Here is a 23,112-nt window from a genome sequence, read left to right as displayed (position 1 = left end):
AGGACCCCGGCGTGGACGGCTACGGCCAGGCGGCCTGACACACCTGCTCCTTGGTCATCCCGTCACTTCCGCGGCAACGCCCGGCTGCGGCCGGGTCCGCATGCCCCAGCGGGCAAGAGAGGGGCCGGCAGCGCCCAGCGCCGCGAAGAACGACGCCAGCAGCAGCCACCCCGTGGTGCCGAGGCCGAGCACCACCGTGGTCAGGATGGCCGGGGCAAGGGCCTGGCCCGCGTTGAAGCCGAGGCCGAGGAGTCCTTGGTACTGGCCCTGGGCGTAGCCGGGGGCAAGACCGAAGCCGAGGGCGAAGCCCGCCGAGGACTCCCAGACCTCTGCCAGGCTGTGGACGAAGATCGCTGCCAGGACCAGTCCCGCCGCCGCCCACACCGGGGTGTACGCCGCCAGCGCCATCAACGGGCAGCTGACGAGGAAGAGCAGCCCCGCGATGCGAAACGCCCTGCCGCCGTCGTACGGGGTTTCGATACGGGAGCCGATCCTGGTCTGCATCAGCACGCAGAAGGCGGCATTGACGGCGAACAGCGCGGCGATCGTCCAGCGCGGCGCTTCGGTGTGCTCGGAGATCCAGATCGGCAGGAGCAGGGATACCACCGGGTATTGCAGTCCCATGGCTCCGTAGAGGGCGGTGAACGTCAGGAACGGGCGGTCCGCGAAGGCGATCCAACGACGCTGCTGAGGCGGCGCCGGCAGCACCGGATAGCGGGGCAGGAGGAGCAGGAGCGCCGCGCACAGGGCGAAGCTCGCCGCGTTGCCGAGGATCAGCGTGACGTAGGCGCCACGGGTGTCCGCGGCCAGTGCCGCCCCGGCACCCACCGTTCCGAGGATGACGCCCAGGTTGACGAAGGTGCGCAACCTCGCCCGGAACAGGGCGGGGCGTTCACCCCCGACCCGGACCACCAGAGCGCCCCAGGCCGCCCCACCGGCCGCCGCGGCGATCTGGTCGACCGTCGCGATGATCGTGAACGCGGTCCAGCTCTCGACGAGGACGAGGGCCGCCATCGACAGTGCCTGGACCGCGAGGGCCACCATCATGATCGTGCGGGCCCCGCGCCGGTCGGCGAGGTGCCCTCCGGGTATCCCCGCGCACAAGCCGATCAGCCCCGCGATGGTGAGTGCGGCGCCGACCTGCACCGCGGGCAGGCCCACGACCAAGGTGAAATAGAGCGCCGACGCCGCGTTGAACAGACCGTTGCCGACCCGGTTGACGAAACTGGCGGCGATCAGCACGCGCTCCGGCCTGCTGTCCCCCGCCATGCGGCCTATTCGGCCTGCCAGTCCGCTCTTGATCATGGACGGCAGGCTAGCAGCGGTCGCAGAACCCGCCGCAGCTGCACCAAGGTCGCGTGCCCCCGACTTTGGCCCTACCTCGGCGCTACCCCCTTCGGCACAACGGCCCGCAGAGTCCTTGCCGACCTGTTGCGGAAAACAGACACCACCCGATACGGCATGAGCTGCAGAACCATGCCTCCCCCGAGAACCACAAACAACAGGTAAAACATGCGAGAGAACGCTGGGCACCGGCCCCCGCACACCCGCCGACGCCCCCGAACCCCGCCGGGCCCGCCTCGCGGCCGAAGGCACCCAGACACCTTCCCCCGCAGAAACCGCACCCACAACCCCGCCCACTGCCAGCCGCCGGAATCTCGGCCCCGGCCCAGCGCCGGCTGATCCCGGTCAGGCCGTACAGAATCCGGCACCCCACAACCACCCCTGAGCCCCAGTCACGTCCACCCCACCCCGCACCGGATGACACAAGCAGCCGCCTGACCACCTCTCGCGTGGCTGTGGACGCGAGAACGGGGTTCTGGCACACATTCCGTGAACGATCTCGACTCGGGGGCCACCCAGCCTCCCGTGACATCCAATCCGCGCAGCGCAGGTGGTGCGCACCTCTTGCTGGCGGAGAGCCAGCAAGATCGTTCACGGAATGTGTGCCAGTGGTGCCGGAAGACTCCGCCCCGGTCGACAGCCCAGTCCGCGCTGACCAGCGCCCCGGCCAGGCCAGGACCGGGTCCAGGACGTCGCGACTGCGTCCAGAACACTGGCCACGCCAATCCTCGGGAGTCCTTCCGGAATCCCGCATGATCACGGTGTGAGACGTTCACTGAAGTGGGCTGGACTGCTGTACGCGGCAGTAGTTGTGGGCGCTCTAGCCGCGTACCTTGTGCACTTCGGCGATGACGGGTTGGAGCATCTAAACACCGTACTCACCGTGTTCATCACTCTGCTGGGGCTGCCCGCAGTGGTGATCGCCGCCGTGCGCCACAACGTCGGCGCGAGCGGGCCGCCTCCTGCCCGGCTGGAGGATGTGGTCGACCAGCTGGCCCAAGGGATACGCCAGCAGTGGGAGAACGAGGAGCGGGTGCGCCGCCTCAACGACCCCTACCCGCTGCCCCTCGAATGGGAGGCGGCCGACGCGGATCTGGTCGAGTCGTGGCCGCTTCTCCTGAATCTCGCCGAGGCCAAGCCAGACGACCTGCCGGACGACGCATCCGCGTGGGCGCTCAGCCCCGGCGCGCTGGCCGGCAAGTGGGCTGACATCCGACAGGTCTTCGAGCGCGTTCCCACGCGCCGCCTGGTGGTCCTCGGCGAGCCAGGTGCCGGCAAGACCATGCTGCTCGTTCGCCTGCTTCTCACCCAGCTCGAACACCGCCCGCCCGGCGGCCCGGTGCCAGCCCTCTTCTCACTGGCCTCATGGGATCCAGCGCGACAGGACCTGTACACGTGGATGGCCGACCAACTCGCCCGAGACCACCCCGCCCTATACAACCCAGCCCCCGCAAGACCCCCGCAGCCAAGTCCAGGTACCTGGGCGCGCGCCCTGCTTGAAGGCCAGCTCATCGTGCCTATCCTCGATGGGCTGGACGAACTCCCCGAAGCAGCCCGCCCCCGCGCGCTGCATGCCATCAACCAGGCGCTACGCCCCGGGCGTCCGCTGGTGCTCTCCAGCCGCACCGCCGAGTACCGCAGCGCTCTGACCCCGCCCGCGGGCACCCCCATGCTCCTGAACGGAGCCGCCGGCATCCGACTCGACCCGCTCAACGCCGCACAGGCAGCTGCCTACCTGCTACGGGACGCTGGCGGCACCCACATCGCGGCCGCGGCCCGCTGGGGCCGGGTCACCGCTTCCCTCGGCACCGGCACCCCAGCCGCCCAGGCTCTGAGCACCCCCCTCGGACTGTTCCTGGCCCGCAGCATCTACAACCCCCGCCCTGGCGACGAGCATCCCGCCGGCCTCGCCCACCCCGACGAACTCCTCGACCAAACGCGCTTTCCCACCCGCCGGGATGTCGACGCCCACCTGTTCCGGATCTTCATCCCCGCCGCCTACAGTCCCCACCACCGCCATCCCAGCCCATGGACCGGCAAACAGGCCGAGCACACCCTCACCTTCCTCGCCCGCCACCTCGAACACACTCTCCACGGCACCCCTGACCTCGCCTGGTGGCAGCTCCACAAAGCCCTACCCACACTCGCGCTCGCCCTTATCCCCGGGCTGCCACTCGGACTCCTGTTCGGCCTTACGTTTGGCCTCCTCGCCGACCCGACGGTTGGAGTGCTGGCAGGTATGCAATATGGATTGCTGGGAATCGTGCTGCTCATCTTTGATCCGGAACCCAGCCCGACAGAGGGAATCCGATGGAGCTGGAAAGGACGTTTCTGGGTACGCGCGCTCACGCCCGCGGCTGTATTGGGGCTCGGGTTCGGGCTCTTCGCGTATCCAAGCGTGGGACATTTCAGCCTCGTCGGCGGACTCCTCGGCATTGTCGCGGGCGGGCTCCTGAGCGGTCTGACATCACTACAGCCTGACCTGAACAAGGCAGTGGGACCAGGCGCGGTCCTTGCTCAGGACCGCCGTACTTTCTGGACCATCACGCTCGCAACCGGGATCGTAAGCTGTCTCATCATCGCTTTCCTTACCCGGCTATCTGGAGCGCGGTTCACCGAGGCACTAATACTCGGGCTCCCGTTCGGAGCTCTTATCGGGATCGGATTCGCGCAGTTCGGACGCGCCAAATCGGTGTGGCTCGCCTTCCTGTCGGCACGCATCGAACTGGCAGTACTCGGACGTGTGCCCTGGCGTTTCATGGCCTTCCTGGCCGACGCCCACAAATGCCGCGGCGTACTACGACAAGTAGGGGCGGTGTACCAGTTCCGCCACCTCGACCTCCAACGCCACCTCGCCGGACCCCCACCAAGACGTCACACCCTGAACCCCCCGCGCTGGCCACCCAAGACGCCCGGCGGAGGGACTTCGTGATCGACTCCGACGCGTCACATATGACCCGTGATGGACCCCAGGATCTTCCTCCGGTCCTGAACAGCGGTTGCGCGCCGCCAACCGTATGGGGGCCGACGGCCCCGGCCCGCACGAGCGCACGTGGTGATTCTGGGCTACGCGCGAGCAGTTGGCGGACGGCCTGTGTCAGCAATCCTGAAGGACCGCTCTTCCGTCGCCCCGGCTATTTGTCGGCGGCCGTGGCAGAGTCCAGGTGTGCGGCCAGTTGAGTCCCGGCTGCTGGCCACCAGAATTCCAGGTGGACGGCCGTCCGGCCTGCGGTGTTCCTGATCGCTTCCGTAGACGAGGGAGACCCCTTCGTCCGGTTTGCTGGTGTTTGCGAAGCATCAGCGAATCGGTCGAAGAGGTCCTGTGACGAAGTCTGACAGAGAGATCATGGAGATATTCGAGGCGTACGACCTGACCGAGACGGTCTGGTCGGCGGCCGCCCTCACGGGGCACGACCCGAAGACGGTCAAGCGGTATGTCGAGGCCCGTGCCAGCGGGCGGAACCCGTTCGAGCGCGAGCCGCGACCGAAGATGATCGACGCGTTCCTGGAGAAGATCGAGGAGTGGGTCGAGCAGTCGAAGGGGACGATCCGCGCCGACGTGGTCCACGACAAGCTGGTGAAGATGGGCTTCCGTGGCAGCGCGCGCTCGACCCGACGGGCGGTGAACGCGGCGAAGACCGCGTGGAAGGCCGGCAAGCGGCGGACCTACCGTCCGTGGATCCCCGAGCCCGGGCGGTGGCTGTCGGCGTACTTATGAAAGTGCACCGCGGAGTACGGAGATACGTGCACCAGTCGTGGTGAAGTCGGGTGGGATGGGGCCGGGCTGTCAGGCTGCACTCGTGGCCCTCGACGATGCCTGGACGCCGGTTAGGCCGAAACCGCCCCCGTGCAGACCAGGGAGGCTGCCGTTCTCCAGTGCTGGTGGCCTCGGAACCGGCCCCATCCCGCCGCACTCTAGAGGCAGGGTCTGACAGCCAGGGCGAAGGCGTGACAGGCTCAGGCTGCGTCTGTGTCACGCTCGATGGCGGCGAGTCGGTTCTTCAGCCGGTAGCTGGGGCCGTTGATGGAGATGACGTCGCAGTGGTGGAGGAGGCGGTCGAGGATGGCGGTGGCCAGGACCTCGTCACCGAACACCTGTCCCCATTCGCTGAAGGTCTTGTTCGAGGTCAGGATGATCGAGCCCTTTTCGTAGCGCTTTGAGATCACCTGGAAGACCAGGTTGGCCTCCGCACGTTCGAGGGGCTGGTAGCCCACCTCGTCGACCACGAGAACAGCAGGCCGGAGGTAGCTGCCGAGCTTGCTGGTCAGCCGTCCGGCGGCCTCGGCTGTCTTGAGGTTTCGGACCATGTCGTCGAGGCTGGTGAAGTAGATCGAGTACCCGGCCCGGCAGGCCGCGACTGCGAGAGCGACGGCGATGTGTGTCTTGCCTACTCCCGGCGTTATCAACGGGGGCTGAGCCCCTCTCTTCTCTGTCTGCAACGAGCGTCACCGTAAGCGTTCTGCGTCGTTGATGCATTGCTATCAATGGGAGTTCTTCAACAAGACGGAACGGCATCAGTGGCGCACAGCTTGGCGGTCCGGCCCGCGAACGGGCAGCGGACGTGGACCGTGATTGACGAGAAGTACAGGACCGTCGCGCCGATCGAGGACTGGCTGGAGGCCCACCGTCAGCTGTGGTCGCCGAACACGGTCCGTGGCTATGCGACCTCGCTGGCCCAGTGGTGGACGTTCCTCGAACAGCGCGACGAGACCGGAAGGTGGGGCGATCTCGGGGTCCCGACGGTCGCGGGATTCCTGTCCTGGCTGCGCAACGGCCGCATCGTCGAGCACACCCTGGTCGAGCCCGAACAGGTCCCTGAGTGCGGGACGTTGGAAGCGAGACTGGCCGCGCTGATCTCCTTCTAGGGGCATGACCCAGGTACGCCAGAAACCCGCCACGGGATGATCTTGAACGTCTGACGGGATCAGCGACGGGTGGCGGTGGTGAGGGCGTTGACGCGGTTCTCGTACTCGCGGCGGGCCTTGCGCTGTGCCGGGACCGCCGGGGCGCCCTGGGCGCCATCGAGTGGCTGGCAGAGGTCGAGGAGAGCACGGTGGACCGCAGGCACGGCGCTCACGCGCAGGGTGTAGCCCTGACCGCGCCGTACAGTCACGCCCTGGTCGAGCGTCGCGCGCTCGGCGGGCTCCAGGCCGGCCGCGCTGCGACAGGATCTCCGGACCAGGTCACTAGAGGTGCCGGCCTGCTCCTCGAAGACGACCGGGTTGTCCTCGATCCCGGCCTCGTCCAGGACGAGGTTCTGACGGTCGGTCGACTGCTGGTCGGTCGACGCCCGCTTGTAGACCAGGTTGGCCATGCCGCTCCCCGATGTGGTGGTCGCATTCGACCCCAGCTGTCAGCAAACCCAGTCATCAGCCGCCATCGGATCTGATTGGATCGCCGCCGCCGTCGAGCCCCGGAACGTCCGGGTTCATTGGACGCCTGCCGTGCCTGTCGTCATTCGATCGTTTGACGACAGGGAGGGGAGCCGGGGAAGGCGATCTGGCGGCCTGGATCACGGCCCGTCAAATCTTCTGACAGCAACACCGGTTTCCTGGTCCGTTCCTACTCGGACCCCTTCTACGCCTGGCCGGCGTCACCAACATCGCCGCCGCCAACCGGCACCACGCGCGCGACAGCCGCCGCACGCTCGACCTCCTCAAGATCGGCTAACGATTTCGCCGGAGCCCTCCGCCGCCAGCCCAGCGCGGACGCGGCTCGAGGCGAGGTGCGCGGCGCGCTCGGCGGATCGGGCGTACCCGGCGCAGGCTTTCACGGGCCTTGGATCGTTGCGCCGCACCGATTCCGGTGTCCTCCTACGCCGCCGACCGGCAGGCCCCGCGCCGGGCCACTGCATGCATAGGCGGAGCATCGCGATTGCGGCCGCGATACGGCGGCGGGCGTCACCAGAGATGGTACAGTCCTGCCAACTCGCCCAAAATGGACATAGGAGGCGTAGTGTCATCGAACGACATGGATGCCCTGGTCGTGAGCGACACCGAGGGCAACTACTACGTACTGCCCCGCGAACTTATCGAGGTCTCCCGCGTCGACCGGGATGCGAACGCTGCGGTGGACAGCTACTTGGAGCAGGCTTCGGCCGGCGATCAGGCGTTCACCTGCCTAGGCACCATCGCGCTGCCGGAGGAGAGCAAGTGGACTCATTTCACCCCGTCAGTCGCTTGGCCCCACGCCGTGACCGAGTCGGGCCGTCAGCACCCGACGCACATGGTAATGCTGGACAAGCCGGTGATCTCCGGTCCGGAGAAGGCGTAGCCATGGCTTGCGGCACAGAGGGTATGCGGTGACCCTGCAACAGGCAACATCGCCGGTACGAATCGAGCCGGTCGTCAGCCAGGAACACACTCGTCACCTTTTGGCCCACGGGTATGCGGTTGTCGACGCATTGTGGACCAGCGCTTTCGCGCAGTCGCTAGCCGTCGAGGCCGAACGCCTCATCCGGCGGGCGGTACCGGCCCACCAGGTCAAGGGGCCGCCGCCGCAGGCCACCGCCGCGGAGGCGCCGCTGCTGTCGTGGCTGCAGTTCGCGTTGCTGCCAACCGCCAGAGCGCTGACCGGACAGGTGCTCGTGCCGATCTGTGGCTGGTACAACTTCTACCCGGTCAACGACGGAATTTGGCTGCATGTCGACGTCGACGACTCCGACCTGGTTATCCTCGCCACCGCGCTGGGTGAGGTCGGCCCTCTGCACTTGCACCCGCAGCTACAAGGGCTGAACCAGGCCGAACTGGACGTCGTCTACGAGGCTCCCTCATGGAACGACACAAGCGGCACACCCGTCGCCTACCCGCCACTGGGGATTGTGGCCCACCGGGGCCGGATGGTGCCGCACCACCGCCCGGGACGGCCAGTACGCTCGCCCAGCGCCGTGGCCGCCCTGCACTTCAAGTCCATCTGGTAGCGGAGAGAGCCATGACCACAACAGTCACGCTCGACGTCGACGGCCTGCTGCCGCGCCCGGTACGCCTACCCGAACGGCAGGCGTACCATGCGCACGGCTACCTGAACCTGCACGACATGTGGACCGAGGAGTTCAGGCAAGCGTTAGCTGCTGAAGCGCGAGCCCGGTTCGACGTTGCCGAGGTTCCGGACACCGGCCCGCAGACGCCGGTGGTGGAGAGTCGCATGGTCCGCCGCCCGACGCTGGCCGCCACCGGACCCCTGCTGACCCACCTTCACCTCGCCCTCACCGGTACCGTACGGGCCGTGTCCGGCCGGCTCGTCGTACCCACGTTCTCCGCCTACGGCTACTACGAGGCGAACGACGAGACTCTCCTGCACCTGGACTCCGAGCAGTGCGACGTTACGCTGCTCACCACCGTGCTTGGCAGCGTAGGACCCTTGCACCTTCGGGCGGAACTGCGCGGCCGCACCATGGCCGAACTGGGCGCACTCGAAGACGATCCGCAATGGAACCGTCTGGGTGGGACGCGTATCACCTATCCCGCACGTGGGTTCACTGTGCTGGCCGGCAACACGCTGCCGCATCACCGGCCCGGGCGGCCCGTCGCCACCCTCAGCGCGGTTGCTGCGCTCTGCTACCGCTCGCTGCTGTAGCTCGCGAACCTCGATAATCCTCCGGAACGGTGATGCCCGCCCTGTCATCCACGAACAGGGCGTGTCTACATCAACTTCCTTAAACCAGACTGAGGCTGATCCTTTGGAGTGGACACCCTGACAATGGATCTTGATGGTCCAGGGAGGGATGTCCAGGTGGGACGCAGGTCTCCGTATCCGGAGGAGTTCAGGAAGGACGCTGTCGCGCTCTATCGTGCTGCGGCTGGGAAGCGGACGTACGCGTCGGTGGCCGCGGATCTCGGTGTTACCGCGGAGTCGCTGCGGACGTGGGTGCGCAAGGACGAGGCCCAGGCCGCGCCCGAGGGCCGCGATGACAGCGTGAGCACGACGGACGAGCTGGCCCGACTGCGAGCGGAGAACGCCAGGCTGCTCAAGGCCGAGCAGGAGTGGCAGCTGGAGCGCGAGATTCTGCGCCGGGCAGCAGCCTATTTCGCCCGGGAGGTGAAGTGAGACCCCGCCGCTGGGACTTCATCTCCGAGAACCGCGCCGACTTCGGCGTCAAGCGGATCTGCCGGGTGCTCGGGGCATCCCGAGCCGGCTACTACCGGCACCTGGCCACTGAGCAGGACCGCGCAGAACGCCGGGCCGAGGAGAAGCGGACCGTGAACGAGATCCGCGCCATCCATGCCGAACATCAAGGGGCGTATGGGGCACCGCGCGTCCATGCTGAACTGCGGGCGAGGGGACGGAGTATCACCGCAAGCGTGTCACCCGGCTGATGCGCATCAACCACATCGTCGGCCGGCACCTGCGGAGGAAGAAGCGGACGACGATCGCGGACATGGCCGCAGTGCCCGTGCCGGACCTGGTAATGCGCGACTTCACCGCGGACGCCCTGAACACCAGGTGGTGCGGCGACATCACTTACATAGCCGTCGGTTCGACGTGGCTCTACCTCGCCACGGTGATCGACATCTGCTCGAGGAAGGTCGTGGGCTGGTCGATCGCGGACCACATGCGCACCTCGCTGGTCACCGACGCGATCGAGATGGCCGTAGCTGCCCGCGGCGGCCGCGTCCGCGGCGTCGTTTTCCACACCGACAGAGGCGCCCAGTACAGTGCGGCCGCCTTCGCCGACGTCTGCCTGCGGCACGGCATCCGCCGCAGCATGGGCCGGGTCGGCTCGAGCTACGACAATGCCCTCGCCGAGTCGTTCTTCCAGGGCCTCAAACGCGAATTGCTCCACGGACGCCGCTGGACCTCAAAAGCACAGACCCGGCTCGAGCTGTTCCGCTGGCTTTCCTACTACAACCGGCGCCGTCGCCACTCCGCGCTCGGCTACCTCACACCAGCCGAGTTCGAACAGCAACTGACCACGACACGTACGCTGTCACTCGTCGCATGACAACCGGTGTCCACTCCCCGGGATCAGCCTCACTTCGCGGATGTACCACTCCGCGGTCCACGCCAGCACGTCGTAGGGGATGCCGCATGACGCGGCCATGCCGTTCAGCCCGAGATTCGTGGAGAGCCCGATCAGGCAGGCGATCAAGTTCCTTTTTGAGCTGCGGAGAGCGGGCCTGCTTGCCGCCTGGCGTGAACGAAGCAGTCCAGGAAGGCGGTGTGCCGGTCCATCTCCACCAGCAGCGAGGCGATCGGCACGTTCGGCAGCATCCGCTCCAGCTCGGCGTGAAGCTCCTCGGCCTCGGACGGGATGTCCTGCGCCGTCAGCGGCGAGATGACCAGTTCCTCGTATCCGGCGTCCGCGACCCGGCATACCGCGACGATCACCGATCGTCAGCCCCTACGACAACCCGCCCCGGCGTCGTTCAACCTGACCGGCCCGTCACCGCGCCCCAAGACCTGAGTTCGTCTTCGGGCAGCCCGACACCTGGGGCACCGGACACCCACGCCGTTACCGGCACACGCCTCTACGGCGCCGCCCTCGCACGCTCCTGGGACCGGCTCCACCCCAAGCTCACCCACCGATCGTCCTGGGCCATAGCCGACGGCACCCTCCCGATCGTCGAAGGGACCGTGATCCGCCTGGACACCGAGCATCTGCCCAGCGGAGCCACCCCGAAGTCGGTCTGGCTGTGGTGGTCAGGCACCGACGCAGACGCCGCGGACACCGACCGGCTCTGGCAGGCAGACCTGCGACGCTGATGGGGCTCGACGAATCTCCCCACCCCGCGCTCGGGGGTGGGACAGACCTGCTCACCCAAGTTCCCCACCCGCTGGGCGCTGACCTGCGGGCGGGCGCCACAGCGGAGGGGCCGCCCGATAGCCAGCCAGGTCCAGGGGCGGGTCGAGCTGTCCAGGGTGGGCGAAGCCCAGCGCGGAGCGCCGCCGAAGGCGCCCTTGACCGGTCGGCACGGCCCGCACACTGCACGGTCGGGCGGTCCCGGCCATGGTTGCCGGCAGCGACCGACTGGGGAACGAAGAGCAGCCCTGGGGAAAATTCGGGATCCGCATCAACGCTTCGACATCGAGCACACCTTCCGCCTGTTCAAACGAAGCGCTGACCGTCGGCGCCGACCCGTTGCATCTCGCCCTGGTCTTCAACCTGTCCCACACCGCCGCGAGCCGCTACGCGACCATCGCCCAGAACCTGCTCGACGAGCAGACGGGAGTCCGCCGAGATGCGGTCGGAAGGGAGAGTGGGCGCTCTTGACGGCTGCCCGTAAGGGGATCTCCGACCGAACGATGCTGGCGGAGCAGACAGAAAAGACCGGCACGGCTGCTGTCGAGGGGCTGCCGTTAAACCAGTGGCGTCCCCGTGGACGAGCCTCGTAGCTTGTGCGCTCGTGACAGATGATCCGAAGACGCGCCCGAATCGACATGACCTCGGTCGGGTGTTCAACGAGGTGCCGGAACTCTACGACCGGGTCCGGCCGGGATACCCCGACGAACTGTTCGCGGACCTTGTCACCGTCACCGGCATGGACGAAAGGTCGTCGGTGCTGGAGGTGGGCTGCGGTACCGGCCAGGCGACGCGCTCGCTGGCAACGCTCGGATGCTCAGTGACCGCCATCGAGCCGGGCGAAGAAATGGCCGCCCTCGCTCGCCAGCGGATTGCCACCCTCGGCAACGTCGAAGGCGAGACGTCGACGTTTGAGGAGTGGGACGACCGCGGTCGACGCTTCGATGTCCTTGTGGCTGCGTCGTCGTGGCACTGGGTCGACCCGTCGATCGGCTGGCAGCGAGCGCACGACGTGCTCCATCCCGCAGGCTGGATGGCACTGCTCGGCAACGTCGTTGTCCGCCGAGTGGGGGAGCCGGAGGTGTATGCCGAGACCGCCGATCTCCACGAGCGGTTCTGCCCGGGGAACCCCGGCTGGGGTCATCCGCCCCTGGAGGACGACGTGCGCACCACCGACGAGGGCTGGGGACTAGTCGAAGATCCCGGCGGATTGTTCGGCTCAACGATCGTGCGCTGGTACCCGACCGTTCAGTGGTTCGACGGGGACGGCTTTGCCGATCATCTTCGCTCGTTGTCGCTGTACCGGAGGCTCGACCGCGACGTCCGTGAGCCCTTGCTCGACGCAATCGCCGAGCGCATCCGCACGCGGATGGGCGACCGAGCATCACGCCGATACCTGAGCGTCCTCCGTGTCGGACAGCGCGCCGAGTGAGCCCAGTGGTGAAGGACCTGCCGATTCAGCGGCAACGGACCCACCGCACTTTCATGCCTGCCTGCCGAAGACGCCGTGGGTTCCCAGTGAAAGCACCTCAGTCACGCTGAACCCACGGCCGACGCATCGGTAAGAACCGTGTCACCAGCCGCAATCGGTGATGGCCCCCAGCATCGGCCCCGGCCCCCGCACAGGACAGGCCCCACCCGGCATCCAGTCGGGGCCTGCCGGTCGGGCGCCGGCCTTCTTCACGTAAAGACCATGGCTACGCCGACTGCTCCGGCGACCAGCCCGGCGATGGCGGCCGCCATCGTGGCCAGCCACCTCGGGAAAGGGGATCCAGGAGATGGGTGTGAGAGAGGCCAAGTGCGACAAGGCAGCGGTCAGGGTATCGGCCGGGCGTCAGGCCGCCGCCGGGGCTTGCTCGCGGGGCCGACGGCGGCCTTCGGGGATCTGGGTGAAGGATCAGCTGCGGCGGCGCTTGACGATCAGCGTGCCGGCGAGGCCGAGGCCCGCGGCGACGACGGCGCCGAGTGCCAGCCACTGCCAGGGCAGGCCCGCTTCCGCAGCCGCAGCTTCCGCTGGCGCAGCAGCAGCAGCTGTTTGGCTGGGGGCGGGGGTGTTCGTGGGGGCCGGGGCCAGGGGGTCGACGTCAGGTGCCCCCGGGTTGCCTGCCTTCTCCAGCAGCACCATGCGCGGCCGGACCACCCCGTAGCCGATCCGGTCGGTGCGCTTGGAGCCGTCGACGGGGCCGCCGGCGGTCTCGATGAGGACGCGGGCGACTTGATTTGCGGTCCAGTCGGGGTGAGCCGACCATACGAGCGCGGCGGAGGCGGAGGCCAGGGCAGTGGCGTAGGAGGTGCCTCCGTCAGCCACGCACCAGCCCGTGTTCTCCTTGCAGCGGATCGGGGCCTTGCCGCCGAAGGCGGACAAGTCCGTATCCGGCCCATAGGAGGAGAGCTTCAGCGGCATGGCCTTCTCGTCGACGGCTCCTACGCCGATGACTCCCGGAATCATGGCGAGCATGTTGCTCGCGTTGTTGCGCTCCCCCTCATTTCCCATGGCAGCGAAGACGAGTGCCCCCTTGCTCTGGGCGTACTCGACAGCCGGCTTGAGACTCTCGAAGGCGTAGTAGTCGCCCCAGCTCACATTGATGATCTTGGCCCCGTTGTCGGCCGCGTACCGGATCCCCTTGGCCCCTTCGCCGCCTGCGGCAAAGGCCATCGTCGTGCCGAGGCTGGTGCGGACGGGCATGACCTTGGCGCCGGGAGCCAGACCCTTCGGGCCGCCTCCTGAGCCGTCGCCGACGATCGCCGCGGTCATCGTGGTCCCGTGCCCGTACACATCGTCGTGCGCCGGGTACGTCTTGTCCGGCTGCTCGATCGGCGGTGACATGACCGACACGCCTGGCAGGACGGACTCGCTCCGCACGCCCGGGACTTCCTTGAAGCCGCTGTCGACGACGGCCACCGTGATGCCGCTGCCGTCTGCGACCTTCCACATCTCCTGAGCCTTCATGACCGTGAGGTAGTCCGGCGGGTTCGTGTCGGCTGCCGCAGGCATCACCGATCCTGCGCTAACCGCCAGCGCTGCGACGGTGACGCCCGCCGCCTTCCGCCACGACCCTCGTCGTACGGTGCTCTGCATTTCTGCCCCCTTGTGGTACGTGCGCTGCAATCTCGCGCGGACCTACCTCATCACACGGGACGCCGACCGCCTGTGGGGGGTCTGTCCAGTGAACGGCTCTGTCTCAGATTCGGTGGTGACGCAGGGTGGTGTTATGCGAGGAGGATGCGGTGGCGGAGCAGGGTGAAGCCTGCTCGTCCGTGCATCTGGCGGGCCATCCGCTTGGTTTTGGTGTTGATTCCCTCGGTTGGGCCGTTGCTGTACGGAAGTGTGACCGCGGCGATCACAGCGTCACGGTCTCGCTCGAGGCCGCGGCTGAAGGCGTGCAGGTGCGGCAGGTCGGTAGTACGGACCTGGGTGATCCAGAGTTCGAGCGCGTCGGCGTTCTCGGGCTGAGGCTTCAGCAGCGGGGCGAAAGTCCGGACGGCAGCGGACAGGTGGGTCATCTCGGGGCAGGCAGCGGTCAGCTGGCTTCCGCGTAGGTTGTCGATCCGTCACGGCACACGACCTCGACCCCGGGATGGGCACGCAGCCACGCTTCCAGCGTGCCGGCCGTGCGGTCGGGCAGGACATCGAACCGTTCATGTGTCTCGGCGTCGATCACCACCGTGGCATAGCGGTGCCGCCGGCGCAGAGTGAAGTCGTCCACCCCGATCACTCGCGGCACCCGCCCGGGCGGCAGGGGGATGCCCAGCAGGACACGAAGGGCCGTGTGACGGGACAGACCCATGGCGAGTACCGCCAGCAAACGGACTCCCGCCCGGCCCGCTAACTCCTTCACCACCGCCTTGACCTGGCTGGTCAGACGGGTAGTGCGCCGCTGATAGCGCTCCAACACCCCTGGCACCTGCTCACGGAAGGTCTGGAGGCACCCACGCGTGGGACACACCAGGCGTCGCACTCGCACACGGAGCACCACCCGCCGGCCGTCGACCGGTACGTCGGCCACTTTCCGCCAGTGATAGCCGTGCACCTGTCCCGACGGCACCCCGCACACCGGGCAGGGCGCGGGCTCCTTCGGAGCCCGCGCCCTCACCACGACCTGCCCGCCCTCATCGACCACATCCTCAATGACCAGCGGGGATATCCCCGAAAACACCATCTGCACAAGCTCGTTGACATCCATCACACCGACAACAACGACCTCCGCCACTCAGCGTTACCACCGAATGTGAGACAGAGCCGTTGACCGTACAGACCCGGGGCCTTTGGCCTCCTTGGCGACGGGAAGCTCGGCGATTGCTTCCACGAGCTCGATCGGGTCGGTGCGTGATGGTGCTGATGGGGGATCTGCGAGTACGAGCAGCATTTCCCGGACCTGTTCGCCCGGCTGTGTTGCGCTCAGCCGCTGGGACATACGGGGGCGTTTTTCTGGTCGGGGAGGTATGCCGCCCGTTCCTCCGCTGTGAGGTTGCGGTTGACGGCTTGGCAGATCTTCTGGATCGCCTCGGTGGGCGGGGGGAGGGTGTCATTCCACAGCCGGGCGTTGTGGTCTTCGCTGCCGGTGGCGAGGGTGCGTCCGTCGGGGCTGAACGCCACCGACTGTACTTTGGCGAACTCGGCCAAGGTGGCGCGGGCATTGCGGGAGGGCACGTCCCACAGCACCGTGGTGGTGTCGGTACTGCTGGTGGCGAGGGTGTGCCCGTCGGGGCTGAACGCCACGGAGATCACCGCGCCTGCGTGTCGGGTGAGGGTGGCCAGGCTCTTGCCGCCGGGCATGGCCCACAGGTGCACGGTGGTGTCGTCGCTCCCCGAGGCCAGCGTGCTCCCGTCGGGGCTGAATGCCAGCGCGTACACTGATCCGCTGTGCCCCTTGAGAACGGCCCCGCGGGCACCGCTCGCAGCGTCGTACGCATGGACGAGGTTGTCAGTGTCTGCCACGGCCAGCGTTCGTCCGTCGGGACTGTAGGCCACCGCGCTCACCGAGTTGCTCGCGGCCAGGGGTTCGTGGGTCTCCTTGCCGGTGCTGGTGTCCCACTGCCGTACGGTGGTTCCGCCGCCGGTGGCGACGGTGCGCCCGTCGGGGCTGAAGGCCACCGCCTCGACCGACCCCGCATGCTCGGGCAGGATCGCCCGTCTCCTATGGGTGTGTACATCCCACAGCTCTGCGTTCCCGTCCATGCTGCCAGAGGCGAGGATCTGCCCGTCCGGGCTGAACGCCAGCCCTCGCACAGGGCCGCTGGCCCTCAGGGGGGTCTGGCTGGTGCGCTTGGCCACGTCCCACAGGCGTACGGTGCCATCCACGCTGCCGGTGGCCAGGGTGCGGCCCTTCGGGCTGAACGCTACCGACCAGATCGCGTCTGTGTGGCCGGTCAGCGTGGCCCGGTTCGCCCCGGCAGCCACGTCCCACGTGCGCACCGTGGCATCACTGCCGGTGGCGAGGGTACGGCCGTCGGGGCTGAATGCCACTGACCAGACCGTGTCGGTGTGGCCGGTGAGGTCGGCGAGGAGCGTGTCGCTGGCCACGTCACGCAGCACCGCCGCGCCGCCCTGGGTGCCGGTGGCGAGGGTACGGCCGTCCGGGCTGAACGCCAGCGATTCCGAGGTGTTGCCATAGCCCACCAGCGGCTTGCGGCTCTCCGTGCCGCTGGCGACGTCCCACAGGCGCACGCCCGAGTCCGCGTCGGTAGTGGCGGCGAGGGTGCGGTTGTCCGGGCTGAACGCCACGGCATGCACCTCACCGGTGTGCTTGAGCGGGCCGGTGTGGAGTTTGCCGGTCACGGCGTCCCACACGCGCACGTTGTGGTCGATACTTCCGGTCGCGACGAAGCGTCCGTCTGGGCTGAACACGACGGACCGCACGTGCCCCTCCAGCTCAGCCCGGGGTTTGCCGGTCCCGAGGTCCCAGAGGAGGACGCTCGCGTCGTCGCCGAAGGTGGCGAGGGTGCGGCCGTCGGGGCTGAAGGCCACAGACATCACGGCGTCGGCGTGGTCCTGGAGGGTACGGCGGGGTGCGCCGGTGTGGGCGTCCCACATTCGGACGTCACCGTCGAAGCCGCCGGTGGCGAGGGTGCGGCCGTCGGGGCTGAAGGCCACGGACCACACTTCATCGGTGTGTCCCTTCAGTACGGGCCCCGGTTTGCCGGTGCGCGCGTCCCAAAGGCGTACCGTCCGGTCGGAACTGGCACTGGCCAGGGTGCGGCCGTCGGGGCTGAAGGCCACCTTGCCCACCCGGTCGCTGTGGCCGGGCATGCTCCGCCGCAGCGGGATCGCCGCGGCGTTCTGCAGGCTGTGGGCTGCGTCGGTCGTGGGGCTGGTGCGATAGGCCTGGACGGCGAGCAGCGAGGCCAGGGTGGGGTTGCGCGGGAAGAGGGTGTCGGACTGGCCGGCGAGCTGACGGGACAGGGCTTCCTGCCGCCTCGTTTCAGCCGTCCGCCACTGCCAGAGGGCGCCACCGGCGGCAAGGAGGGCGACGACGAGCAGGCTGGCCAGGATTGCGTTGAGCCGCTGGCTGCGGCGGATGGCGGCTTGCTGGCGCGGCTTTCCGGCTGCGAGGAACTCGGTGATGTCTGTGGGCAGTCGGCGTTGTTGCGCCAGGTCGAGGCCCTCCGCCAGAGCTGTGCCCCCGAGCAGGTCCTCCTGGTTGTTCCCGTCGGCCCAGCGGGCCTGCTGTTCGCGGGCGCGCATGAACCATTCCTGGAACCGGCGGTCCTCGCTGACCCACTCGCGCAGGCGGCCCCAGTCCCGGATGAGTGCGTCGTGGATCAGCTCCGCCACCGGTTGTGCCGACGGCGCGTCGGGTGTGCGGGTGGTGATGATGCGGTGCCGGGTCAGTGCGGCGAGAACCGTGCCGACGGCATCGCTGTCGTCCGGATCGCTGGCAGGGCCGGCTGCCAGCTCGCGCAGATCCGTCAGGGGGACTTGAGCGCGGATTGCGGGGATGTTGTTACGGGGGTCAGCGGGGCGCACGAGCGAGGTCAGCATGCGCTGGGCGATGGGCAGGCTGTCTGGAGGCAGCTGGTTGAGTGCGGTGTCGCACCAGGTGGTCAGGCTGCCCGTCACTCCTCCTATGCGCCGGTAGGCGTCGTGGGTGAGGAAGCCGTCGCGGCGCCGTCGCCACAGCTCGCTGAGTGTCAGCTCCAGCAGGGGCAGCATCGTGACCGGAGCCCTGCGGCTTGCCGCCCCCTCCGGGGCAGTGGCCAGGACATCGGTGACGATCTGTTCGGGGAGCCCGCTTTCAAAGCGGGCGCCGACGCTGTGGGCGGGCAGCGTGATGATGTCGTGCAGGTCGTCCTGGCTCAGCGTGCCCGGGATGTTGAGGAGGCCCGGCATCGCTGCCTCCAGCAACTCGGGCGAGAGGGCCGCGAGCTGCGGGTAGAAGTCGTCGCGCATGACCAGGATCACGCTCAGGGCAGCGTGCGAGGTGATCGCGGCCGTGAGCCGGTCCGCGGCGGCGAGGCTGCCTTCCTGCTGGGTGAGGAGCTCCTCGAACTGGTCGATGACGAGCACCACGCGCTGGTGGCCGGGCTGGGTCGCGAGTCGGCGGGCCACGGCCTCGGGGATCCCGTCGGTACTGGCCCCGGGCAGCCCTGCGCGTTCGATCTCGGCACAGAGGCCCTGACCTGGTCGAACCCGTACGGGCAGCCACCGATCGCTGCCCGCCACTTCGCCCGCGGCCAGTGCGGGCAAGACCCCGGCCTGGATCAGGGAGGACTTGCCCGAGCCGGACGGGCCGAGCAGCAGGACCACACGCCGCTGCTCGTCCAGATGCGCGAGAACCTGGCTCACGGCGTCCTGCCGGCCCTCGAACCACTGAGCCTGGTCCGCGGTGAACGGCTCCAGCCCCCGGTAAGGGCATACATCCTGAACGGCCAGGGCAGGCCAGATCGCTCGAAGCACCTGAACGGGGGTGACGTAGGCGATGCCCTGCCCCTTCCCGTATACATCGGGGCTGGTGATCTCGGTGAGCATGCCGATGACCAGACCGGTCACCTCGTCGACGACCGGGCCGCCACTGAAACCCGTGGTCAGGTCGTTGGCGCCGGTCAGTTGGAGGTGTTCGGCCCGATGCTCGGTCGCAGGCAGAAGGTCACCAGCCGTCGCGTACCCGAAATGCCCGCCCTCCGGAGCCTGTCCGGGAAAGCCGAACGAGCGCACCTCGTGACCCCTGGAGCCTGCCGCGGAACCCAGCGCCGGTACGTGCGTGCCGGGCACGGCGACACCCAGGCGCACCATGGCGACGTCTTCGGCCTCGGGTTCCCGCCACGGCTCTTCCAGGACGATCCCCTCGACGACGCCTGCACCGTCAGCGTTCGGGAAGACCAGCCATACGCTGCGCCCGGGCCCGCTGCCGGCAGCACGGACGACGTGCGCGCAGGTGACGAGCACGTCCTCAGCGACCAGGAAACCGGCCCCGCACGCCTCATCGTTCTGTCCGAGGACCTGGGCCACGGCTCTGAGCATGTCCACAGGTTCAGCCGTCCTTCTTTTGGAAGTTCATGGTGCCCTTCACGTGGCGTAGGCACTGCCTTCGTGATCCTCTCAGGGCGCCTCGAGCCCTTCGCCTCGTTGGAGGACCACGGCGTTCGCGGGGAAGCCGATCAGGCCGCTGGTTCGTAGACGACGGTGGTGGTCGGGCAGTCCTCGGCAAGGCCAAGGAGCGCCTGCCGCTTCGCCTCGTCGACGGCCAGGCCCCAACGGAGCTTCGTCCCCACCCACGTCGCGGCATATGTGCAGTGGTAGGAGCCGTCCGTGGGCATCCATTCCGCCGGGTCCTTATCCGCCTTGCTGCGGTTGGAGGCGGCCGAGACCGCGATCAGGGTGTCCGGGGACGCCTGATCGTTGGCGTACGCCTCACGCCGGGCAGCGTCCCACGCGGAACCGCCGGAATCGTGGACCTCGGTCAGTGGGACAAAGCGGTCGACGTCGAGGCGGGCTGCGTCGGTCACGACCACGTCGTCGTACAGGCTGCGCCAGCTGCCGCCGGTCAGCTTGCAGCCCGCCGCGACCTGCGGCGCCTCAACGGCCTCGGACAGGATGACCTCTTTACGGGTGTCACAGCCGTCGCCGGCGTTGAGGCCCTTGTTCCAGTGCTTGTACAGGGTGCGCACGTAGCCCTCGCGCTGCTCTTCGTCCACCGTGAGCTGGCCGATCGCCTCGAACAGTGGCAACGGCACCCGAACGCCGGTGCTCGGCGCCGCGGGTGCTGCTGCGGCACCCTGCACCGGGGCGGCGTGCGCGACGGGCGCAGAGGCAAGGACGGGCAGGACAGCGAGGGCGAGTGTGGGCAGACCGCCACGCAGCAGATTTTTGATCACGGACCAGGGTTGTAGCTGGCCCAGACATCACCGGGACAGGGGGCTCGCCAAGAACTCACCCGGGCGGGTGGGCGAGTTCACTGCCGAAACGACACTGCGCCGCCCGGCTACAACGGGCCGTGCCGCTCACCTGGCAACGGTGGCGGGGCCTTCGCCGAAGAGGCGCAGGGGGCGGCGGTGGACGCCGCCCGGTCGATGGCGATGTCCGCACTGATCTCGGCAACGAGGTCAGGGTGGACCAGGGTCGCCTCGAGTGGTTTCGTGCTGCCCCATGCGGAGGAGCACCACATGCCCGTCCACTGGTGCCCGGGGCGGGCGGGCGTTACTGACTTCAGCTCGTTGGGGTGAATCGTTGCGAAGTTCCTGATGGGTGTGGGTGGGTGACTGTATCCGTGGTGTGTGAGACATGCGGATGGGGCGGGCGTCACCGCGGCTTCCACCACCCAGCTTGGCACCGCGTACGTCCGGGATATGGCTCCGGGCGGTACGACGATCACGCTTCACGACCACGGGCTGCGCCGGGGTTGCATGACGCATCCTGTTGCCGTCTGGGCCCGTCCCTTGCTGAGGGCGGCCGCTGTCCTCTGGCGGATCGGGGCCAGCACCAGCGGACCGCTCTTCAGCGATCCGTTGGGAAGCGAGGGGCTACCGTCCCTGACGGCTTTTGCCGAGGAATGCAAGCTCTGCCCGCCCCAGCCGCCCCGCCCCAAGCTGCGCCGGACTCGGCGAGGGACGGTGCCGGCTCCGAAGGAGCCTGCGAAGACCATCTGGCCTGTGTGCACCGCCCATTACGGGCTTGCGTGGGCCAGGGCTGAACCGGATCTGATGCAGGGCTGCCCGTACCCGCCTCCGCACACTCGAAAGACCATCGACAGGCGGAAGAAGGGATGGCTGCCACCGGACTATGGCCTGCGCGAGCTCAGGCCTCCGCGTTGAGGCTGTGCGGTTTCACTGCCGTTCGAATTGGCGTGCGCGGGTGAGGCCCGGCGCCCGGACCTTCGGGGGCAGTACCACCGGTCCGCCCAACGCGCGTTGGTGCAGCCTCCGTTGGTGCAGCCTCAGAGGCTCTTGCCTCCGTGGACGCCGTAGCGTTCGAACAGCACGGCAAGGGCCGTGGACGGGGCGCTCAACGCCTTCGTTCGCGGGGCCCGCAGGGGAGGGGAGCACGATGACGGAAGCCGAGTCTGACCGAGCCAAGGCGGGCCGGGTCCTCGAAGCGGTCCCTTGGGACCGCTGCTTGCCTCACCACGCTGTCCCGCCGGATGCCTGCACCGGGTGCCCGCCGAGCTCACGCACGGCGCCGAGGATGCGCTGGATGGCTTGCGGCGGGATTCAGGGCTCGCCGAAGCCCATCAGGCCTTCCGTGACGCGCTCGAACTCCTCGTGGACGAGTTCGCCGGCACCCATGTCCCGGACGCTGACGGACCGCCAATGGCTTGCCGTGCGTGCGCCGCTCCGCTTTAATAAATGAACAGCCATTTATTAATCGGAGGTGTGGGTCGTGGCAGGGCGCCCAAGGGGTATCGATGACGCGACGATCCTGCGGGCAGCGGTGGACGTCATGGGCCGCACGGGCCCGGCAAAGCTGACACTGGCCCTGCTGGCGCGGGAGGTCGGGTTGGTGCCGGGCACGTTGGTGCAGCGGTTCGGTTCCAAGCGCGGTCTGCTGCTGGCACTGGCTGAGCACACGGCGAAGGACGCCTGCGCGCTGTACGAGGGCGTACGTGCCGAACATGACTCGCCGCTGGCGGCGCTCGCGGCACTGGTCGTCGAGACCTGGGCGGCGGCCACCAGCCCCGAGGCGTTCGCCAACCATCTCGCCTTCCTGTGCGCGGATCTTGATGACACGCAGTTCCGTGACTGCGCCCTCGTCTCCCAGCAGGCGTAGTCCCACTGGATCGGCGAGTTGCTGGATCACGCCAAGGACGCGCGCGAACTGGGGCCGGACACGGACACCACCGCCCTGGCCGCGACGGTGCAGGCCGCGACATTGGGGGTCGCTGTGCTCTGGGCGGTCGACCGACAGGGCGCCCTCGCCGAACGGCAGCGCGCCGCCCTGGACGCCGTTCTCGCCCCCCATCGCCCCGCCCAGTGACCTGCGTTTCCCTTTCTCCGGCAAGGAGCCAGACCATCATGACTACCTCCTCCACTCCCGAAGCCGCTGAGCGTTCCTTCCGTACCCTGGTTTACATCGGCATGAGCCTGGACGGGTTCATCGCCCGCCCGGACGGTGACATCGACTGGCTCAACGAGCGCGGCGCGCAGGCCGGCGACATGGGGTACGAGGCGTTCATGGTCGGCATCGACACGCTGGTGATGGGCCGCAACACCTACGAGAAGGTCCTCACCTTCGGCTTCTGGCCCTACGAAGGCAAGCGCGTGGCCGTACTGAGCACCCAGCTGACGACGGATGACGCGAACGTCACCGTCTACCGCAGCCTGGACGCACTCCTGAAAAGCCTGACCACCGAGGGCGCGAAGAACGTGTATGTGGATGGCGGACAGATAGTCCAGACGTTCCTGCGCGAAGGCATCCTCGACGAACTCATCATCACCACCGCCCCGGTCCTCCTGGGTACGGGCATCCCCCTGTTCGGCCGCCTGGACCGCGACATCGACCTAGGGCCTGTGTGATGTCGTGATCATTCGGCGGTCTTCAGCAGGTCGTCGATCCAGATCATTGCGGCGCGGAGGTGGAGGCCGGCGAGGTAGC

19 protein-coding genes and 3 pseudogenes are annotated in these 23,112 nt (G+C 68.2%); 13 read left to right on the top strand and 9 right to left on the bottom strand.

Features of this window, described 5'->3' with window-relative positions:
• Positions 1 to 54: 54 nt before the first annotated feature.
• Positions 55 to 1,305: an MFS transporter gene (locus ACGFYQ_RS40675; RefSeq protein ID WP_393752211.1), complete on the bottom strand. Its 1,251-nt coding sequence runs from the start codon at positions 1,303 to 1,305 to the stop codon at positions 55 to 57.
• Positions 1,306 to 2,107: 802 nt separating this feature from the next.
• On the opposite strand from ACGFYQ_RS40675, the gene ACGFYQ_RS40670 reads away from it, so the two are divergent.
• Both ACGFYQ_RS40670 and ACGFYQ_RS40665 read left to right on the top strand, forming a co-directional pair.
• Positions 2,108 to 4,276, top strand: a complete 2,169-nt coding sequence (locus ACGFYQ_RS40670) for an NACHT domain-containing protein (protein ID WP_393752209.1) — start codon at positions 2,108 to 2,110, stop codon at positions 4,274 to 4,276.
• 390 nt (positions 4,277 to 4,666) lie between these two features.
• Entirely contained in the window at positions 4,667 to 5,062 is a 396-nt protein-coding gene (locus tag ACGFYQ_RS40665) for a hypothetical protein (protein WP_393752207.1), read from the top strand.
• Between the two features lie 239 nt (positions 5,063 to 5,301).
• Here ACGFYQ_RS40665 and ACGFYQ_RS40660 read toward each other — a convergent pair.
• A pseudogene (locus ACGFYQ_RS40660) lies at positions 5,302 to 5,742 on the bottom strand (ATP-binding protein); the annotation flags it as partial.
• Positions 5,743 to 5,913: 171 nt separating this feature from the next.
• Here ACGFYQ_RS40660 and ACGFYQ_RS40655 point away from each other — a divergent pair.
• Positions 5,914 to 6,210 carry a hypothetical protein gene (locus ACGFYQ_RS40655; protein ID WP_393752205.1) on the top strand — a complete coding sequence of 99 codons (297 nt, stop codon included), beginning with the start codon at positions 5,914 to 5,916 and terminating at the stop codon, positions 6,208 to 6,210.
• A gap of 59 nt (positions 6,211 to 6,269) precedes the next feature.
• On the opposite strand, the gene ACGFYQ_RS40650 is transcribed toward ACGFYQ_RS40655, so the two are convergent.
• Complete coding sequence (locus ACGFYQ_RS40650) at positions 6,270 to 6,659, bottom strand: hypothetical protein (protein WP_393752203.1); 390 nt, start codon at positions 6,657 to 6,659, stop codon at positions 6,270 to 6,272.
• A gap of 641 nt (positions 6,660 to 7,300) precedes the next feature.
• Between ACGFYQ_RS40650 and ACGFYQ_RS40645 the strand changes: the two genes are divergently transcribed.
• From ACGFYQ_RS40645 to ACGFYQ_RS40630, 4 genes and pseudogenes are all read left to right on the top strand, one after another.
• Entirely contained in the window at positions 7,301 to 7,618 is a 318-nt protein-coding gene (locus tag ACGFYQ_RS40645; protein ID WP_393752201.1) for a hypothetical protein, read from the top strand.
• Positions 7,619 to 7,646: 28 nt separating this feature from the next.
• Positions 7,647 to 8,264: a hypothetical protein gene (locus ACGFYQ_RS40640; protein ID WP_393752199.1), complete on the top strand. Its 618-nt coding sequence runs from the start codon at positions 7,647 to 7,649 to the stop codon at positions 8,262 to 8,264.
• Between the two features lie 11 nt (positions 8,265 to 8,275).
• Positions 8,276 to 8,920 carry a hypothetical protein gene (locus tag ACGFYQ_RS40635; RefSeq protein ID WP_393752197.1) on the top strand — a complete coding sequence of 215 codons (645 nt, stop codon included), beginning with the start codon at positions 8,276 to 8,278 and terminating at the stop codon, positions 8,918 to 8,920.
• Positions 8,921 to 9,076: 156 nt separating this feature from the next.
• Positions 9,077 to 10,286: pseudogene (locus tag ACGFYQ_RS40630) on the top strand (IS3 family transposase).
• Here ACGFYQ_RS40630 and ACGFYQ_RS40625 read toward each other — a convergent pair.
• Positions 10,272 to 10,433, bottom strand: coding sequence for a Tn3 family transposase (locus ACGFYQ_RS40625; RefSeq protein WP_393752195.1), 162 nt, complete (start codon positions 10,431 to 10,433; stop codon positions 10,272 to 10,274). The pseudogene ACGFYQ_RS40630 and the gene ACGFYQ_RS40625 sit on opposite strands and share 15 nt — an antisense overlap.
• Positions 10,430 to 10,672 carry a hypothetical protein gene (locus tag ACGFYQ_RS40620; RefSeq protein ID WP_393752193.1) on the bottom strand — a complete coding sequence of 81 codons (243 nt, stop codon included), beginning with the start codon at positions 10,670 to 10,672 and terminating at the stop codon, positions 10,430 to 10,432. The genes ACGFYQ_RS40625 and ACGFYQ_RS40620 overlap by 4 nt, the downstream gene beginning before the upstream one ends.
• Positions 10,673 to 10,918: 246 nt before the next feature.
• Here ACGFYQ_RS40620 and ACGFYQ_RS40615 point away from each other — a divergent pair, with 246 nt between their 5' ends.
• The 3 genes from ACGFYQ_RS40615 to ACGFYQ_RS40605 all read left to right on the top strand — a co-directional run bounded on the left by ACGFYQ_RS40615 (position 10,919) and on the right by ACGFYQ_RS40605 (position 12,516).
• Positions 10,919 to 11,047, top strand: a complete 129-nt coding sequence (locus ACGFYQ_RS40615) for a hypothetical protein (RefSeq protein WP_393752191.1) — start codon at positions 10,919 to 10,921, stop codon at positions 11,045 to 11,047.
• Positions 11,048 to 11,291: 244 nt separating this feature from the next.
• Entirely contained in the window at positions 11,292 to 11,555 is a 264-nt protein-coding gene (locus tag ACGFYQ_RS40610) for a hypothetical protein (protein WP_393752189.1), read from the top strand.
• A gap of 133 nt (positions 11,556 to 11,688) precedes the next feature.
• Positions 11,689 to 12,516, top strand: coding sequence for a class I SAM-dependent methyltransferase (locus tag ACGFYQ_RS40605; RefSeq protein ID WP_393752187.1), 828 nt, complete (start codon positions 11,689 to 11,691; stop codon positions 12,514 to 12,516).
• Between the two features lie 465 nt (positions 12,517 to 12,981).
• Here the strand turns inward: ACGFYQ_RS40605 and ACGFYQ_RS40600 are convergent, their stop codons facing one another.
• The 4 genes and pseudogenes from ACGFYQ_RS40600 to ACGFYQ_RS40585 form a co-directional block, all read right to left on the bottom strand.
• Complete coding sequence (locus ACGFYQ_RS40600) at positions 12,982 to 14,079, bottom strand: S8 family serine peptidase (protein WP_393752185.1); 1,098 nt, start codon at positions 14,077 to 14,079, stop codon at positions 12,982 to 12,984.
• Between the two features lie 215 nt (positions 14,080 to 14,294).
• Positions 14,295 to 15,268 (bottom strand): annotated as a pseudogene (locus ACGFYQ_RS40595) (ISL3 family transposase).
• A gap of 215 nt (positions 15,269 to 15,483) precedes the next feature.
• A complete protein-coding gene (locus tag ACGFYQ_RS40590; protein ID WP_393752183.1) occupies positions 15,484 to 19,545 on the bottom strand; it encodes a trypsin-like peptidase domain-containing protein in 4,062 nt (1,353 codons plus the stop codon).
• Between the two features lie 137 nt (positions 19,546 to 19,682).
• Positions 19,683 to 20,399 (bottom strand): HNH endonuclease, encoded by a 717-nt coding sequence (locus ACGFYQ_RS40585; RefSeq protein WP_393752181.1) that lies wholly within the window; start codon positions 20,397 to 20,399, stop codon positions 19,683 to 19,685.
• Between the two features lie 1,501 nt (positions 20,400 to 21,900).
• Here ACGFYQ_RS40585 and ACGFYQ_RS40580 point away from each other — a divergent pair.
• From ACGFYQ_RS40580 to ACGFYQ_RS40570, 3 genes are read left to right on the top strand one after another with little or no spacing between them, the layout of a single operon-like run.
• The gene (locus ACGFYQ_RS40580) at positions 21,901 to 22,287 is read left to right on the top strand and encodes a TetR/AcrR family transcriptional regulator (RefSeq protein WP_393752179.1); all 387 of its coding nucleotides are present in this window, start codon (positions 21,901 to 21,903) and stop codon (positions 22,285 to 22,287) included.
• A gap of 18 nt (positions 22,288 to 22,305) precedes the next feature.
• Entirely contained in the window at positions 22,306 to 22,494 is a 189-nt protein-coding gene (locus ACGFYQ_RS40575; RefSeq protein WP_393752178.1) for a hypothetical protein, read from the top strand.
• 38 nt (positions 22,495 to 22,532) lie between these two features.
• Positions 22,533 to 23,033, top strand: coding sequence for a dihydrofolate reductase family protein (locus ACGFYQ_RS40570; RefSeq protein WP_393752176.1), 501 nt, complete (start codon positions 22,533 to 22,535; stop codon positions 23,031 to 23,033).
• The last annotated feature ends 79 nt before the right edge of the window (positions 23,034 to 23,112 follow it).

This window comes from Streptomyces sp. NPDC048258 (assembly GCF_043201995.1).
In the GTDB taxonomy this organism is placed as follows: Bacteria; Actinomycetota; Actinomycetes; order Streptomycetales; family Streptomycetaceae; genus Streptomyces.
Note: the sequence above shows the minus strand (reverse complement) of the source record. Positions and strands in the feature narration are given on the sequence as shown.